This window comes from Staphylococcus sp. HMSC34C02 (assembly GCF_001838705.1).
Taxonomy (GTDB): Bacteria; Bacillota; Bacilli; order Staphylococcales; family Staphylococcaceae; genus Staphylococcus; species Staphylococcus borealis.
In genome coordinates, this window is sequence record NZ_KV838586.1 from 63,232 (window position 1) to 78,686 (window position 15,455).

Below are 15,455 nucleotides of genomic sequence, written 5' to 3' on the forward strand. Positions count from 1 at the left end.
TTTACATCATTTTTAGAAGTGTCTTGTTTCATGCTATAATTCAATGTGATTATTAAATTTTGATGTTAAAGGGGTTTGAGACTAATGGATTTAGAATCACAATTAGATGAATTAAAATATGATTATATTCGATTACAAAATGACCTCGAGAAGCGAGAATCTCTAAATCAAACGATAGATCCTCTCGTTAAGCAATTAGAAGACATCGAATTACAAATTGCTGACATACGTGCTAAATTACGTCAGAAATAACGATTGTCTTGATTTAGACCAATTTAGGATTAATTTGTTGCCCTAGCGCTTTCTGTAGTAATCATCTAAACTAAGAATAGTCATACTTGGGCACCTTTCCAATCCATTAAGTAATTGCCAATTTGTAATAAATTGTATATTATTTTCAGACAAATCATATAAGTTGTAATTAGAAAGGAAGACAACAGGTGAAACTCTACTTATTATTATTACCCGTTTTATATCTCATTGTTAGTTATATAAGTATTTTCAAAATGCATTCTATATTTATTCGTATTTTACGCATTATCATGGGTGTGTTATTACTATTTGTATTAGCCTTAACAACACTACAATTTCCAGCTGAAAACTGGTGGGTCTTTGTTGTATTAGCCCTTCTTGTCGGTAATGTTGAAGTAACTGCATTCAAAGCTTTAAAACATGATGCTAAAGCTATTTCAATTCTGAATATCCTATCAGTTATTTTATTTGTAATTTATATCATTTTAATTTTTGTAATGTACTAAACCATTCTTTATAAGATTAAAAGAAGCCTAAGGCATCAATCAATGTCTTAGGCTTCTTTTTACATATTAGCAGTAGTTGGCTATATGTTTTATTTACGTGTTATTTTATTTTTTAAAGTGAAGAGGATTTCATAGATGACAGGTACTACAATTAAAGTAAGCAGTGTAGACGAAATTAATCCTCCAATAACAGTTGCTGCCATACCTTTTGATATTAATATTGAACTGTCTTGACCAAATAATAATGGTAACAATGCGCCAATAGTGGCAATGGCTGTCATCAGAATTGGTCTAATACGCGTACTTCCCGCTTCTAGCAATGCTTCTTTCATAGACATACCTTCTTGCTCATTTGTAATCACACGATCTATTAACACAATAGCATTGGTTACAACGATACCTATTAACATTAACATACCTATTAAACTTGGCACTGAAATTGTTTCACCCGTAATGAGTAATGCTAATACGACACCGATAACTGTAAATGGTAGTGAGAACAGTATTGTGAATGGCGCTAAGCCACCTTTAAATGTGATAACTAATACGAGATAAACAATGACGATAGCTACTAACATCGCAAATGCCAATTGGCTTATTGCTTGATTAATATCATCTGTTGCACCACCAACGTTGATTTTAACGTTATCTGGTTTGTCTATCTTATTAATTTTATTCATGACTTTACTTGAAACGCCACCAACGTCAGAATCTGTGATTTTACCAGATACTGTTGTTGCATAATCTCCGTCTTCTTGCACGAGTTTACTTGGTGTTGTTGTACGCTCAAGGTTCGCGATTTCTTTCAGTTGAACTGTTTCACCAGTTGGTGATTTTAATTCCATATTCTTCAATTTATCTTTAGACCAATCTGTCTGTTTGTTTTGTTTAACTTTGACGTCTACTTTATTACCATTTTCTTTAACTGTGGTAATCGTTTTTTCTGGTAAATTCTCATTTAAATTCAATGCTAGTTGACCAGCTGAGATACCTTTTTCAGTTGCTTTATTTTGATCAACTTTAATTTCATATTGATCATACGTTTGCGATAAATCTGATTTTACATTAGTTATACCGCTAACAGATTTCATTTCTTTCTCTACTTTGGCAACGGTATCTTTGATTGCATTCGTTGAAGGTCCTTTTACAGTAACTTCAACCGAATCATTTCCAGAACCAGTACCCATGTCTTGATTTTTCCATTCACCAGGTTGATTCATCTTAGATAAATGTGAAATCACTTTATCAGGTTCTTCTTCAAAGTCAGGTGTGTCTTTATCATATTCAACCATAATCGCCATACTATTCGTGCTACCAGTTGGATCTGCAGGCGAAGGTCCTCCCACAGAATATTGCACAGTTTTCACTTTATCTTTCGATTGCAAATAGGCTTGCGCTTGTTTTGCATGATTCAACACAGCTTTTTCAGTTTCACCAGGTTTAGGTGTATAAGTTACAGCTAGGAATTTATCGTCACCAGTCGAAATATAGCTTGTACCTAATTTTGAGCCGCCTAGTGCAATGCTTCCAATTAGGATAACAACACTAATAATTAAAACAATCCACTTATGATTTAAAGACCAGCCAAGGATTTTACGGTAGCCCCTACTTATGACGCCACGACTTTCTTCATTTTGACTATTCGAATGCGCCTTTAACTTAATTCCTTTTTTGAAAAATGTAGAAGCTAATGCAGGTACCACAGTAATAGATACAAGTAATGATGCTAACAAACTAAAGGCGATTGCTAAAGCGAAAGGTCTAAACATTTCACCTACTAAGCCTGATACAAATGCAAGTGGTAAGAATACGATTATCGTAACAATTGTAGAAGATAAAATAGGTTTAAAAACTTCTCTCGTTGCACTGATTACTAAATGGTCTCCAGACAATGCTTCTTTTGGATCTGACAATCGTCGATAAATATTTTCAACAACAACGATTGAGTCATCTATCACACGACCAATTGCGATTGTTAATGCACCTAGCGTCAAAATATTTAAAGATACATCGCTTAATTTTAATGCAATGAGTGCGATTAAAATAGAAAGCGGTATAGAAACTATTGATATAGCCGTTGTTCTAATATTTCTCAAGAATAATAGGATAACAATAATTGCGACAATAGTTCCTAATGCTGCTTTTTCGACCATAGTATAAAGTGAATCTTCGATTGGCTTAGCAGTATCCATAGTCTTAGTCGCTTTAATGTCATCATTGTTTTTCACAAAGTCATCAATTTTCTTTTGTGCATCTTTAGCAACTTGAACCGTATTAGCATCTTGTGCCTTCATAATTTGGACATTGACCGCATCTTTCCCGTTCGTCTTAGAAATTGATTCACGTTCATCTCCAACAGTAATGTTTGCTAAGTCACTTAACGGTATGCTTGGCATTTCACCACTAGACGCTTGAGATTGATTGTTCATTTGAGATTGAGCGCTTGACGATGATGCGCTGTCTCCAGTGCTACGCATCTCATTACCAGATTGGTCATCACTACTACTTGCTTGGCTTTGACCGCTTATTGTTAATGGGATTTCTAAGTTTTTAAGAGCATTGACGGATTTGAATTGACCATCAATGACGATTGATTTTTCATTTTTGCCAAATTGAAATAATCCTAGAGGTGTTTCACGTGTTGCTGTTTTGATGTAATTCTCTACGTCATCAGCTGTTAATCCAGCTTCATCTAGTTTATTTTGTTTAAATTTTAATGTTACTTGTCTTGTAGTTTGACCATTAAGTTGCGCATTTTGTACGCCATCAACGGTTTGTAATTTAGGGATAAGTTGTGTATTAATTTCTTTTGTCGTCGCTTTGAGATCATTATTTTTATTAGTAAATGAATACGCTACGATTGGGAATGCATCCATAGAATTTCGTGTTAATTCTGGTTCACTTACACCGTCTTTGAAGTCTAACTTATCTATTTCTTTCTTTAAGACTTCTTCCGCTTTATCCATATCCGTATCATTGTCATATTCAACGGTTACTATAGAGGCATTTTGTATTGACTGCGTTTTCACACTTTTTACATATGCGAGTGAGCGCACTTGGTCATCAATTTTGGAACTGATCTCATCTTGGGTTGTTTGAGGTGTCGCACCCGGCATTGTGGTTTGTACAGATATGACTGGATTTTCAACATCTGGCAGTAACTCGAGTTTTAATTTAGCACTAGCATATACACCTCCTAGGATAACTAATACAACCATCAAGAATATTGCAAATTTATTTCCTAACGAGAACGTTAGCATTTTCTTAATCACTTCTGGTTTTCCCCCATTCTTATATCTTAAAAAATCATCCATTCATCCATTTTAGCCATCCCTATTATCCTAAAAAAATCTGAACGTCACAATATTAGTTGTGTAATCGTTCAGATTAAATTCTAATAATAAATAAACTATTTACCTTTTAATTTACGAGAAATTTTAATTTTAGCTTTAGTTAAACGTGGTTTAACTTGTTCAATTAATTGATAAAGTGGTTGATTTAATACATAATCAAATTCACCTATTTTTTCACTTAGATACGTACCCCATACACGTTTAAACGCCCAAAGACCATAATGTTCAGAATCTTTATCTGGGTTATTATCCGTTCCTCCAAAGTCATAAGTTGTCGCACCATGTTCACGTGCAAATTTCATCATTTCAAATTGCATATGATGGTTAGGTAAGAAGTCACGGTAATCATTCGATGACGCACCATATAAATAATATGATTTTGATCCTGCAAACATTAACAATGCACCAGATAAATAAATTCCATTAGGATGTTTTGCTAATAAGTCAGTCATATCGTCTTTTCTTTCAATAGATTTTTGAATTTTAGCTTCGACATCATTGAGTTTATTCTGCGTCTTTTTATCTTGCTTTCTTTCATATTTGTCTTGTAGTTGTGCTTTTTCGTTGTCCAGTTCTTGAAGTTCTTTATCAATGTCCTCTAAGACAGGCTTTGGTTCCAACTTAACAAGGAATAATTCAGCATCTCCATCTTCATGCAGAGAGTCATAAATATTTTGGAAATAACTTATATCTCTTGTTAAAAAGCCATCACGTTCTCCTGTTACCTTCATTAATTCCGCAAAAGTTTTAAGTCCTTCACGATTTGAACGTTCTACTTTCGTACCTCGTTTTAGAGCAAGACGTACTTTTGAACGATTTCGTCGATCAAAACTTTGGATTATTTCTTCATCTGTTTTATCAATTGGCGTGATCATTGTCATTCGTGGTTGAATGTAGTCTTTAGATAAACCTTCTTTAAACCCTTTATGTTTAAATCCTAATGCATTTAAATTTTTAAGTGCATCTATACCTTTATCGACTTCAACATCTGGATCAATTTTAATAGCATAGGCTTTTTCTGCTTTAGCTACTTTTTTAGTTTCGGCTAATAACTGTTCCAAGGCAGCTTTATCACTATAATCTGTTACGAATCCACGAGAAACATAACATAGCGTGAATGGTAGTTTAGGTATCTTCTTAAATAATAATTGACCTACACCTTTAATTTCACCATCTTCGCCCACTGCCACACGCTTTGAATACCATCCTGTTAGTCGTTTTGTTTCTGCCCATTTCGTTAGTTGCAGCAAATCGCCATTAGGATGAGCTTTCACAAACGCATCATGCTCTTGGTTAGTGATATTCATCTTTTCCATGCTATAAAAACTCCTTTTTCTTTACATTAATTATAATTATACAATGTCATGATTTGAGTGTCGACAAACTCGCCGTCCGATTCAAATATTATTTCATGATTTTAAATTTTTGATATACTGTATAGACTTAAAATACTAATATTTCTTAAAAAGAGGGTTATTATGCGAAATTTAATATTAATACTATTTGTTATTTTAAACTTGATAGCTATTGTTGTTACGATGACTCAACCTTTAACTATTTCATATTTTAGTTTAAGAGTAATGTTCGTTGGATTGTCGTTTGTACTTACTATCTTTTTCTTATTATTACAAACGTCAAAAATAACTGCATACCTCAGTATACTCTCTTTAATACTTTCAATCGTGCACATCGGATTGATTGCACATAGTACTTATATTTACCTATATTAATCTTCTGGTTCAAAGCGATATTTAGCACCTTTTGTAATAATTGAGTACGGTGCAGTCGTTTCGCTATCTTTAAATACGACTGTATTATACCCCGACGTTTTCGCATCTTGTATGCGGTATATAATGTGATCTGTCGTTAATTGTACATCCGTGTAATAATCGCCTTCTTCAAGAATAGTCATATCAAACCATTTTTGCCATTTTGAAAGTGTTTTTGCACGCTTTTCACTATCTATAATAATTTTATAGATTTTGAATTGTTTTTGAAAAAGCGGTTCTAATTTCTGATTGTGTTTAACTTCTTTTTCTGCCCATTCAATAAAGAATGGCGGTTTTACCATGTAATCAGGATCTGCAATGTACAGTAGTTTCCATCTTACTTTGTCACCTTTTTTATTCTCTCTATGCATATCTATAGGTCCAATTGTTTCAATGCCACGACCTTCTAATGTTTGCTTCAATTGTTCTATATTTGAGGTTCTTAAAGCAATTGTCTTAAAACCTTGTTGGAAGTGGTCTTGAACAATTTTAGTCGCAAATGCAACGCGACCTTCTTCTGTTTTTGACTCTTTAGTTAGTTTTTCTTTGTCTTCTACATCTATCAATTCAATATAATTTTCATTTATATAAGATAAACGATTAAATGTTCCAAATTTATGATGTTTACCACCCGAGCTAATTTTTAAGATTTCCCCTGGGTATTTAAAGTTCTTTAGGTTATCAACATAATGAATAATATGGTCAAATCTTAGTTCCATTGATCGTATTCCCCTTTAATTATTCGACTTGCATCTATCTTATCAAACTTCTTATCTGATTACTTCTTTTATTCATACAACTTATTAATAAAGTATTGCAATTTTTTTAAATAAGTCATATAATAATTTTTGTTCAAAAAATAGTTAGCAAAGCTAACTTGTTTGGAAGGAGTATATTATGTTAACAAATGAATTTTTTAACAGTTTCATCGGTTTATATCGCCCATATATTAAACGGACGCAACCGATACTCGATCGATTCGATTTACACCCTGGGCAATGGTTAATATTAAGAGATATTGCCAGTACTTCTCCGACGACACTAGTTCATATTTCTAAACGTCGTTTTATAGAGAAACCTACGACACGTAAGATTATTAAAATTTTGTCTGAGAAAGAATTGCTAGTTATAAAACCAAGTAAGCAAGATAAACGTGAGAAATTATTAAGTCTCTCTGATAAAGGACAGGCACTATACGAAGAAGTTTATCGTGAGATTCTACCAGTTCAACAAGCGCTTATTAAGCATGCTGGATTATCAAAGGAAGATCTTGAAAGTGTCATAACAGTAATGAATAAACTTCATCTTGCGTTGGCAGAGGAGGAAGCAGAATGACACAAAACATAAATGCAAAACAACCCATCTTCACGAAAAGCTTTACAGTTAATTTCTCAATCAACTTTTTCGTGTATTTATGCATGTATCTTTTATTAGTCATTATTGCTGACTATAGTAAGACAACTTATCATGCCTCAGATAGTCTAGCCGGACTCGTAGTAGGATTGTTTATTATCGGTTCTTTAATAGGAAGATTTGGTACTGGTAAATATGTTAATAAATTTGGTCCTAAAAAAATATTAATCACTGGATTACTATTGCTTCTTATAACACAATTACTTTATTTTATACCCGGATCAATTACATTTTTAATGTTCGTACGTTTAATAAATGGCATTGCAACGGCTATTGCGACTACAGCAACTGGCACGATAGCTGCACATGTTACACCAGTTGAACGTAAGAGTGAAGGTATTAGCTTATTTTCTCTGAGTTTAGTACTTGGAACAGCTATAGGTCCTTTCTTCGGCATCTTATTATTAAAATCATTTTCTATCAATTTATTATTTACGATATGTGTCGTGTTAGGCCTTATTAGTTTAATTATTTCTTTATTTATTAAAATTGATTTCGATGCCGTTCATAATAAAACGGATGCTAAAGTAGCTCAAGCGTCTGGTTTCAACATTCACAACTTTATTGCTAAAGAAGCAGTACCTGTATCTATTGTTATGATGGTTATTGCATTAAACTATGCTTCCATACTCACTTTCCTAAAATTCTTTGCAGAGCAACGTCATTTATTAGAAGCATCCAGTTATTTCTTTATTTGTTATGCCATCGCTTCTTTAATTACACGTCCAATTGCAGGACGTATGATTGATGCACGTACTGAAAATGTTGTTGTTTATCCAGCATTTATCGCTCTAATCATTACCTTTGTCTTATTAGTATTCAGTTATAATGGCTGGATGTTATTACTTGCTGGTGTCTTTCTAGGTATTGGCTATGGCAATTTATCGTCATCAATGCAAGCAATTGCCATTAAAGTGTCACCTACGAGTAAATATGGTATCGCAACATCAACCTACTTTATTGGTTTAGATATAGGTATTGGATTCGGACCATCTTTATTAGGTTTATTTACAGGTTTCATTAGCTATACAGAAGTTTATATTATTATGGCTATTGTCGCTGCACTTAGCATTGTACTTTACTTTTTTGTTCATGGTAGAAAAGTCAAAATACAATATCAATAAATATAAAGCGCTAGGAAATCATTAAAACGTTTCCTAGCGCTTATTATAATCTATTAATTAGCAATACTAATTGCTTCGATTTCAGATTTCATTTTATCTAATAATTTCTGTTGTGTTGCGTTGAAGAAATAAAAAACTTGTCGCTCATCTGTTTCAGAGCGTAATTTAGAAATCAATTCTTTCTTATAAATTTTACGTATAATCACGTCAATTTTGCTTGTATCCCATAACATTTCAAAATGCAACGTATCGCGTAATTCTTTACCGCTAATTTTTTTACCTTCATAAACTTTAAATAAAACTACAAATTCCTCAATGGAAATTTTATACGATGATTTTAACCAATGTTTTAATTGGCTTAATTCTCTCTCTGCTGCAATAAAGCGTTGTACTTTTTCTGTTGCCATAATTAAAGACCTCCAATGTTGATTCTAAGATGTAATTATTGCTTTAAAAAATTAATTTTCCTTAACAAAATTATATAACACATACACAATTTAATCTATTACAAATTTTATTTGTTTTCTGATTAGTGTTTAATACAAAATCAGTTATACATATACTCAGTGCTATTATGACATTCCTATACTTTAATCATAGGTATTATATTAAATAATGATTTACTTTAAATGAAAACTGTTAATTGAATTTATATTCTAAAAGAACGGGAGCGAAACAGAATTCTTTTTAAATTCTGCGCCACTCCCATTCTTAATTTAACCACCAATGTAGTTCATATTAATTTTCTTGCGTTGACGATTTTTAACGGTTTGTTCAGTACGTTCATCTGAATATCGATCGTCACGAATGTTCCATAAGCTTATTAATTGTTCTCTTAATTCATCATCCGTAACACCTGAACGAATAAATGATTTAATATCAAAGCCTTCAACAGTACTAAATAGGCACCCATAAAATTTACCATCCGATGATAAACGTGCTCTCGTACACGTAGAACAAAATGAAGCTGAGACACTTGTGATTAAACCAAATTGAGCACCATTATCTTTATGTCTATAGTACTTTGCGACTTCCCCAAAATATTTAGGAGGGACTGGTTCAATATCAAAATGCGCTTCAATCATATCTAGCATTTCATTTTTGGTCACAACTTTACTGAAGTCCCAACCATTATCATTACCAACATCCATGAACTCGATAAATCTAATTTCAACATCTTTATCTTTAAAGTAATCGACCATTGGGATGATTTGATCATCGTTTACACCCTTTTGGATTACAACGTTTACCTTAACATGGAAACCAATAGATACTGCATAATCAATTTGATCTAGAATAGTAGTAGCTTTAATATTACGATTATTGATAGCTTGGAACACTTCATTATCAATAGCATCTAAGCTAACATTAATACGTCTTAAGCCCGCATCATATAATTTTTGACCATGCTTTTTCAACAAGAGTCCGTTCGTCGTCATACCGATATCTTCAATACCATCAATGTTGTTTAACTCAGCAATTAATTGATATAAATTGCGTCTAAGCAATGGTTCTCCACCCGTTATACGCAATTTTTTCACGCCAAGTTCTGCATAAACACGCGCAATTCTCACCATCTCTTCAAACGTTAATAACTCATCTTTAGGTAGGAACACGTAGTCATCACCGAAGATTTCCTTAGGCATACAATAGTCACATCTAAAATTGCAACGATCAGTTACAGAAATACGTAAATCGCGAATAGGTCGACCTAATTTATCTTTGATTTGTGCAACCATACATGACCCCTCCTTAATGATTTATCTGATGTTTCAATGTGGCTAAATCTTCTTGATAATTAATATTCTTATACCAATATTCAGGTGGTTGTATGCTTGTAACATCTATACATTCTGTCGTCACTTGATTATATACGTGTCGTAAGCTAAAATCATCTGAATCTAAAGCTTCTTTCATAACGTCAATGCAATTCGGGTGATAAAATGCAATGGTTGGTATGACACGTCCATTTTCTGAATATGCAGCAATATCAATTTGATCTTCGATTAGTTTAGAAACTAAAAACTGATACAATGCACTGATGGCCTTACCAGTTACCATCGGCGTATCAACAGAAATGACAAAGAATAATTCCTCATCATTGTATTGCTCCATTACAGTATATATACCAGCAAGTGGCCCTTTATCTTTATTTTTAGTGTCATCTATAATGACATGATCATGTTTAAATTGATCAGCTAATTGATCATTCGTGCTAATAATGATGTCATTAAACATATTTGTTTCTTGTAATGTTTGAACAATTCGTTGATAAAATAATTGTCCATCTATTTCAGCAAACGCTTTAGCCGTGCCAAAGCGTTCTGAATGACCACCTGCTAAAATAATAGCTTTCATTTCCTGTTAACCCCCACTTACTGGTGGAATCAATGCAACTGTATCTGTTGGTTGAATGATATCCTCTTCTTGTACAAATTCTTCGTTTACTGCAACCTGAAATTTTTTAGATTGAATTGAGGGATGTCTCTCAAACAATCTTTGTTTAAAATTATTAACATCAATTGCTTCATTAATATCAAGTATTTCACTATCAGTTTGCAAAATTTCTTTTATTTCAGCGAAGTATAATACCTTCACACTAGTCCTCTCCTTTAGTTGCAAGGTCGTGGCTACCTCTTTGATGGCCCTGCCATTCTGCACCATCTTCCCATATTTCTTTTTTCCAGATTGGAACAATTTCTTTAATACGCTCTATCGCATACTCATTCGCACGGTATGCATCTTTACGATGTGGTGATGATACTGCAATTAATACTGCAATATCTGAAATTTGGAGCGGCCCAATTCGGTGAACAATGGTTGTAATTGTCCCTGGCCAACGTTCTTGAATTTCATCACCGATTTGCGCTAATTTCTTCTCTGCCATAGGAACATACGCTTCGTATTCTAAGTATTCCGTTTTAATGCCTTTGGTCCACTCTCTTACATGCCCTGTAAAGACCACTACAGCACCTTGGTGTTCATTTATAGTAAATGTTCGATACTGTTCCGTTTGGATAGGTTCAGTAACGATTTCAAATTGCTTCATTTAGTGTCAATTCCTTTGCTCTATCCATTGTAATAGCCAATTATCATAATGTGATAATGCTTGTATATCTTGAACATGGTAACAATATTTAACACATGTCAATTGCTTTAGCTGTTCTAATTCTTCGGTTGTTCGATAAACAATTACTTTATCATAATGTTCATCTTTATATCCTTCAACCAAAATGATATTACAATCAATTGTAACAGATTGGTCAATCATTTGAGTAAGATTTTGTTTATATGCACGCGTGACCGTTTGTTGATAGTGTTCACCTTGCACAATGCTTTGATCTGCTCCAGCATTAAAGTGTTTCATATGATCTACATGATCCTCTTGAAGCGTGATATCATCACCAATGTGACCATGATGTTTGATTGTTGCTACAGTGTAACCATGAGATTTTAAAAATTGTATCGTATGTTGCATCAATGTTGTTTTTCCTGAATTTTTAAAGCCTACGATTTGCAAAATCATAAGGTCATTTCCGTCTCAAAAACATTAGATTCAGTTAAAATAACATTTACTGTATGTCCAGCTTTAAATCCTCTTGTTCCCCCTGGCAACATAATCATTGCATTACTATGCGCAATTGCCACTACTGCTCCTGATTTATTAAACCCTGATGGTACTACAGTCGCACCGCTTTGTGAGAAATTAGCAGTTGCTCGAATAAAACGTGTAAATGGATTAGCTTTCGTAAAATCTTCCATTAATGTAGCTTTAACAACCTGAGGGTAATATGCAGTTGCGCCCATCATGTGCTGAACAGCTGGTTTCACAAATAATTCAAAACCGGTAAAGCAAGCAGATGGGTTGCCTGACAAGCCAAATAAATATTGTCCATTAGCAACAGCTACCGTTGTTACACTACCAGGTCGCATTGCAACTTTGTTAAATAATACTTTAGCATTAACCGCTTTATAAATTTCTGGTAGGTAGTCAAAGTCTCCAACAGAAACACCGCCAGTTGTTATAACAATATCGTGTTTAGACATAGCATCTTTAACTACAGCAATACTACTTTCTAAATCATCTTGTTGGATTTTGTATGCTTCCACGTTTAAGCCAATCTTCTCTGATAATGCTTTAATCATTGGACCATTTGAGTTGCGAATTTTTCCTGGTTGCAAGTCATCGTTCACATCTAATAGTTCACTACCTGTTGCAATGACAGCAATGCTAGGACGACGTGTGACTGGCACTTTAGTATAACCATACGTTGCTAATACGGCTATTGCACCGGGGTTAATGACTTGTCCCTTTTTCAAAACAATATCTCCAGTTGTCGTTTCTTCACCTTTAAGCGATACATTCTCATTTGCTTCAAATGATTTACGTATCGTGAATGTATCTCCGTCTTCAACTGTTTGTTCAAACATCACTACTGCATCGGCGCCTTCTGGAATTTGAGCACCCGTCATAATACGCACCGCTTCGTTTTGACCAAGTGTTTTACTAGAAACTGAACCTGCACCTATATGGTCAATTACTTTAAATTGTTTGCGGTTTTCTGAATAGGCACCTGCAGAGTCTTCACTGCGTATCGCAAACCCATCATAAGGTGATTTATTAAAACGAGGTATATCATAAGTCGCAACAGTATCCTCTGCTAAAATATATCCTAAACTCTCATCTAAATTCACTTCAATTTGATTTAAATATATCTCTTGTTGGACAACACGATGTATTGCTTCTTTCACTGGTATAGGATTTCTTTTTTCAACTGCCATTGATTTCATCTCCAATTTATAATTTAAAATCATGATATACTATCCCTATCAGGAGGGTTAATATGTCAAAATTCACTCATATTAATGAACAAGGTAATGCTAAAATGGTTGATGTTTCAAATAAAGCTGTTACGAAGCGTACTGCACAAGCCCATTCTAGCATTACTGTTAATGAAACAATTTATAATCAAATAATTGAAAATACTAATAAGAAAGGTAACGTTTTAAATACGGCCCAAATTGCTGGTATTATGGCCGCTAAGAACACATCAACAATAATACCTATGTGCCACCCCTTACCTTTAACTGGTATTGATGTTCAATTTGATTGGCAAACGAATGACAACATGTCTTATACATTAAATATCACTGCGATTGTCTCCACAACAGGAAAGACTGGTGTTGAAATGGAGGCATTAACTGCCGCATCAGCGACTGCACTAACCGTTTATGATATGACGAAGGCAGTAGACAAAGGCATGATCATTGGTGAAACGTATCTTGAATCAAAATCAGGTGGCAAATCAGGTGATTATCGTCGATAAGCTATTCTAAGCCCATATATTATGTTCAATTTAAATAATAAAGTCATGGATGCAAAACTTCAATTAGGGAAACCTATCATTTAAGTTTAAATCCATGACTATTTTTTTATTTATTCAATTCATGCAACATATGATTTAATTCTGGCTTAATTAACTTTTCAATAGCTAATTTCACAGCGCCAGTTGATCCAGGTAAACTGAAAATTAATTTATTTTCGACTGTACCAGCAACCGCTCTTGATAATAAAGCTTTAGTGCCCACATCTTCTGTGTAACTTAAATATCTAAATAATTCTCCAAACCCCTCTATTTCTTTATCAAAGATGGGTTTAACTGCTTCAATCGTAACATCTCTTTGCGCAATGCCAGTACCACCTGTTGTAATAATGACATCAATATCAGTTGCCAACCATTGTTTGATTTGCGAATAAATCGCTTCTTTATCATCTTTGACAATCGCATAATGTGACTTTGCGACTTCAACATTAATGTCTTGTATTAAAGTTTGAACAAGTTGACCACCTTTATCTGTTTCTTTATCTCTAGTATCTGAAACTGTCAAAACTGCACAATGAATCGTTCTGTCTACTTTCGCATGATCATGTTGATGCATTAAATTCACTCCTATCCGAATAATTGATTAATTAAATGAATGGCATCTGACGTTTTTGTTGTGCCATGTATAAGCATCCGCCCACCTTCAAAACTAACAATTCGATGTCCTTTATATTCAAACATTATCATATATTTGTTTTCTCTATAATTAAGTTGATGTTGTTTAAGAAACTCACGCACCATTTCCTGGGTAATATTATCATTATCATATTGTACTGTATCTCTACCACATAATGTTGCATATAATGTATGTTGCTGATTTAAATAAGGAAATGATGGATTTGAACCACACGTTGGACATTCATTTCTAAACATGCGACTAAAGCCAAATGTATAATGTTGTCCTTCCCATATATCCCCGTATGTTAATTTACTAGGCACTGATTGTTCAGTTAATAATTTAAGGGCATCTCGCAATTGAAAGCTCGTTGTCATTGTGACTGCAGGTTGTATAACACCGACTGTATCACACGTTAAATTAATTGCTGGGAGTTGTGGCATTAAACAGTTGAAACACGGTGTCTGTCCGGGTATAAATGCAGCTTCTATATAAGTGCTTTGTACGACACCACCATAAATCCAAGGTATTTTCTCTTTATAAGCAAAGTCATTGATTAATTGTCTTGTCTCAAAATTATCCGTAGCATCAATGATTAAATCTACATGCTGTGCATGTTTATCTAAAAAATAATAATCAACATGCGTAATGAACGTATTGAGTGCTAGATCTTGACGCAATGCTTTTAAATGACGTTCAGCAGCGACGACCTTAGGTAGCATTTTATTAGCATCCTCTTCTGTAAATAATGTTTGACGCTGTAAATTACTAAATTCAATATAGTCTCTATCCACAATTGTAAGTGTGTTTATTCCTGCACGAACGAGCCCCTCAGCAACATGTGTTCCCAATGCACCCATACCAACAATAAGTACATGCTTTTGACTGATTTTATTTTGTCCGTTAGCTCCTATTCCTTTAAACAAAGTTTGTCTCGAATAACGTTCCCTCGTCATTTTTATTGCCCTCTCTAGTTAAGATCCATTTCTATTATTATAACGAACAGGGAGTGGGACAGAATTCTTTTAAATTCGTCGT

At 33.8% G+C, this 15,455-nt stretch carries 18 protein-coding genes; 6 read left to right on the forward strand and 12 right to left on the reverse strand.

Annotated features, from left to right (window positions below):
• The first annotated feature begins 84 nt into the window (after positions 1–84).
• Together HMPREF3239_RS12495 and mspA are read left to right on the forward strand one after the other, a co-directional pair.
• Positions 85–252 (forward strand): SE1832 family protein, encoded by a 168-nt coding sequence (locus HMPREF3239_RS12495; RefSeq protein ID WP_176747962.1) that lies wholly within the window; start codon positions 85–87, stop codon positions 250–252.
• 188 nt (positions 253–440) lie between these two features.
• Positions 441–758 (forward strand): membrane stabilizing protein MspA, encoded by a 318-nt coding sequence (gene mspA / locus HMPREF3239_RS08040; protein ID WP_070855278.1) that lies wholly within the window; start codon positions 441–443, stop codon positions 756–758.
• A gap of 89 nt (positions 759–847) precedes the next feature.
• Here mspA and HMPREF3239_RS08045 read toward each other — a convergent pair whose 3' ends face one another.
• Both HMPREF3239_RS08045 and HMPREF3239_RS08050 read right to left on the reverse strand, forming a co-directional pair.
• A complete protein-coding gene (locus HMPREF3239_RS08045) occupies positions 848–4,030 on the reverse strand; it encodes an efflux RND transporter permease subunit (protein ID WP_070855279.1) in 3,183 nt (1,060 codons plus the stop codon).
• A gap of 137 nt (positions 4,031–4,167) precedes the next feature.
• Positions 4,168–5,427: a lipid II:glycine glycyltransferase FemX gene (locus tag HMPREF3239_RS08050; protein ID WP_070855280.1), complete on the reverse strand. Its 1,260-nt coding sequence runs from the start codon at positions 5,425–5,427 to the stop codon at positions 4,168–4,170.
• Positions 5,428–5,589: 162 nt separating this feature from the next.
• Between HMPREF3239_RS08050 and HMPREF3239_RS12650 the strand changes: the two genes are divergently transcribed.
• A complete protein-coding gene (locus HMPREF3239_RS12650; RefSeq protein ID WP_080365498.1) occupies positions 5,590–5,841 on the forward strand; it encodes a hypothetical protein in 252 nt (83 codons plus the stop codon).
• Here the strand turns inward: HMPREF3239_RS12650 and HMPREF3239_RS08055 are convergent.
• Positions 5,838–6,599 carry a VOC family protein gene (locus HMPREF3239_RS08055; protein WP_070855281.1) on the reverse strand — a complete coding sequence of 254 codons (762 nt, stop codon included), beginning with the start codon at positions 6,597–6,599 and terminating at the stop codon, positions 5,838–5,840. The genes HMPREF3239_RS12650 and HMPREF3239_RS08055 overlap by 4 nt on opposite strands.
• 178 nt (positions 6,600–6,777) lie before the next feature.
• Here HMPREF3239_RS08055 and HMPREF3239_RS08060 point away from each other — a divergent pair, with 178 nt between their 5' ends.
• Together HMPREF3239_RS08060 and HMPREF3239_RS08065 are read left to right on the forward strand one after the other, a co-directional pair.
• Positions 6,778–7,215 (forward strand): MarR family winged helix-turn-helix transcriptional regulator, encoded by a 438-nt coding sequence (locus HMPREF3239_RS08060; RefSeq protein WP_053028568.1) that lies wholly within the window; start codon positions 6,778–6,780, stop codon positions 7,213–7,215.
• On the forward strand, positions 7,212–8,417 hold the full coding sequence (locus HMPREF3239_RS08065; protein ID WP_070855282.1) for an MFS transporter: 1,206 nt from the start codon (positions 7,212–7,214) through the stop codon (positions 8,415–8,417). Before HMPREF3239_RS08060 ends, HMPREF3239_RS08065 begins: the two co-directional genes overlap by 4 nt.
• A gap of 53 nt (positions 8,418–8,470) precedes the next feature.
• On the opposite strand, the gene HMPREF3239_RS08070 is transcribed toward HMPREF3239_RS08065, so the two are convergent.
• From HMPREF3239_RS08070 to glp, 7 genes are all read right to left on the reverse strand, one after another.
• Entirely contained in the window at positions 8,471–8,824 is a 354-nt protein-coding gene (locus tag HMPREF3239_RS08070; RefSeq protein ID WP_053028570.1) for a SarA family transcriptional regulator, read from the reverse strand.
• A 309-nt stretch (positions 8,825–9,133) separates the two neighbouring features.
• Entirely contained in the window at positions 9,134–10,156 is a 1,023-nt protein-coding gene (gene moaA, locus HMPREF3239_RS08075) for a GTP 3',8-cyclase MoaA (protein ID WP_070855283.1), read from the reverse strand.
• A gap of 13 nt (positions 10,157–10,169) precedes the next feature.
• Positions 10,170–10,775: a molybdenum cofactor guanylyltransferase MobA gene (gene mobA / locus HMPREF3239_RS08080; protein WP_070855284.1), complete on the reverse strand. Its 606-nt coding sequence runs from the start codon at positions 10,773–10,775 to the stop codon at positions 10,170–10,172.
• Positions 10,776–10,781: 6 nt separating this feature from the next.
• Complete coding sequence (gene moaD, locus HMPREF3239_RS08085) at positions 10,782–11,015, reverse strand: molybdopterin converting factor subunit 1 (protein WP_053028573.1); 234 nt, start codon at positions 11,013–11,015, stop codon at positions 10,782–10,784.
• A 1-nt stretch (position 11,016) separates the two neighbouring features.
• Complete coding sequence (locus tag HMPREF3239_RS08090) at positions 11,017–11,466, reverse strand: molybdenum cofactor biosynthesis protein MoaE (protein WP_053028574.1); 450 nt, start codon at positions 11,464–11,466, stop codon at positions 11,017–11,019.
• A gap of 6 nt (positions 11,467–11,472) precedes the next feature.
• Complete coding sequence (mobB, locus tag HMPREF3239_RS08095; protein ID WP_070855285.1) at positions 11,473–11,943, reverse strand: molybdopterin-guanine dinucleotide biosynthesis protein B; 471 nt, start codon at positions 11,941–11,943, stop codon at positions 11,473–11,475.
• Entirely contained in the window at positions 11,940–13,199 is a 1,260-nt protein-coding gene (gene glp, locus HMPREF3239_RS08100; protein WP_070855286.1) for a molybdopterin molybdotransferase MoeA, read from the reverse strand. The genes mobB and glp overlap by 4 nt, the downstream gene beginning before the upstream one ends.
• 62 nt (positions 13,200–13,261) lie before the next feature.
• On the opposite strand from glp, the gene moaC reads away from it, so the two are divergent.
• Positions 13,262–13,744: a cyclic pyranopterin monophosphate synthase MoaC gene (gene moaC, locus HMPREF3239_RS08105; RefSeq protein ID WP_070855287.1), complete on the forward strand. Its 483-nt coding sequence runs from the start codon at positions 13,262–13,264 to the stop codon at positions 13,742–13,744.
• A 106-nt stretch (positions 13,745–13,850) separates the two neighbouring features.
• Here the strand turns inward: moaC and HMPREF3239_RS08110 are convergent, their stop codons facing one another.
• Together HMPREF3239_RS08110 and HMPREF3239_RS08115 are read right to left on the reverse strand one after the other, a co-directional pair.
• Positions 13,851–14,357 carry a MogA/MoaB family molybdenum cofactor biosynthesis protein gene (locus HMPREF3239_RS08110; protein WP_070855288.1) on the reverse strand — a complete coding sequence of 169 codons (507 nt, stop codon included), beginning with the start codon at positions 14,355–14,357 and terminating at the stop codon, positions 13,851–13,853.
• 11 nt (positions 14,358–14,368) lie between these two features.
• On the reverse strand, positions 14,369–15,373 hold the full coding sequence (locus tag HMPREF3239_RS08115) for a ThiF family adenylyltransferase (RefSeq protein WP_070855289.1): 1,005 nt from the start codon (positions 15,371–15,373) through the stop codon (positions 14,369–14,371).
• Between the last annotated feature and the right edge of the window lie 82 nt (positions 15,374–15,455).

Excerpts from the sequence above, each read along its gene's own strand:
- HMPREF3239_RS12495 (WP_176747962.1), top strand. The coding sequence starts at position 85 with ATGGATTTAGAATCACAATTAGATGAATTAAAATATGATTATATTCGA.
- HMPREF3239_RS08050 (WP_070855280.1), bottom strand. The coding sequence starts at position 5,427 with ATGGAAAAGATGAATATCACTAACCAAGAGCATGATGCGTTTGTGAAA.
- HMPREF3239_RS12650 (WP_080365498.1), top strand. The coding sequence starts at position 5,590 with ATGCGAAATTTAATATTAATACTATTTGTTATTTTAAACTTGATAGCT.
- HMPREF3239_RS08055 (WP_070855281.1), bottom strand. The coding sequence starts at position 6,599 with ATGGAACTAAGATTTGACCATATTATTCATTATGTTGATAACCTAAAG.
- HMPREF3239_RS08060 (WP_053028568.1), top strand. The coding sequence starts at position 6,778 with ATGTTAACAAATGAATTTTTTAACAGTTTCATCGGTTTATATCGCCCA.
- HMPREF3239_RS08065 (WP_070855282.1), top strand. The coding sequence starts at position 7,212 with ATGACACAAAACATAAATGCAAAACAACCCATCTTCACGAAAAGCTTT.
- HMPREF3239_RS08070 (WP_053028570.1), bottom strand. The coding sequence starts at position 8,824 with ATGGCAACAGAAAAAGTACAACGCTTTATTGCAGCAGAGAGAGAATTA.
- moaA (WP_070855283.1), bottom strand. The coding sequence starts at position 10,156 with ATGGTTGCACAAATCAAAGATAAATTAGGTCGACCTATTCGCGATTTA.
- mobA (WP_070855284.1), bottom strand. The coding sequence starts at position 10,775 with ATGAAAGCTATTATTTTAGCAGGTGGTCATTCAGAACGCTTTGGCACG.
- HMPREF3239_RS08090 (WP_053028574.1), bottom strand. The coding sequence starts at position 11,466 with ATGAAGCAATTTGAAATCGTTACTGAACCTATCCAAACGGAACAGTAT.
- mobB (WP_070855285.1), bottom strand. The coding sequence starts at position 11,943 with ATGATTTTGCAAATCGTAGGCTTTAAAAATTCAGGAAAAACAACATTG.
- glp (WP_070855286.1), bottom strand. The coding sequence starts at position 13,199 with ATGGCAGTTGAAAAAAGAAATCCTATACCAGTGAAAGAAGCAATACAT.
- moaC (WP_070855287.1), top strand. The coding sequence starts at position 13,262 with ATGTCAAAATTCACTCATATTAATGAACAAGGTAATGCTAAAATGGTT.
- HMPREF3239_RS08110 (WP_070855288.1), bottom strand. The coding sequence starts at position 14,357 with ATGCATCAACATGATCATGCGAAAGTAGACAGAACGATTCATTGTGCA.
- HMPREF3239_RS08115 (WP_070855289.1), bottom strand. The coding sequence starts at position 15,373 with ATGACGAGGGAACGTTATTCGAGACAAACTTTGTTTAAAGGAATAGGA.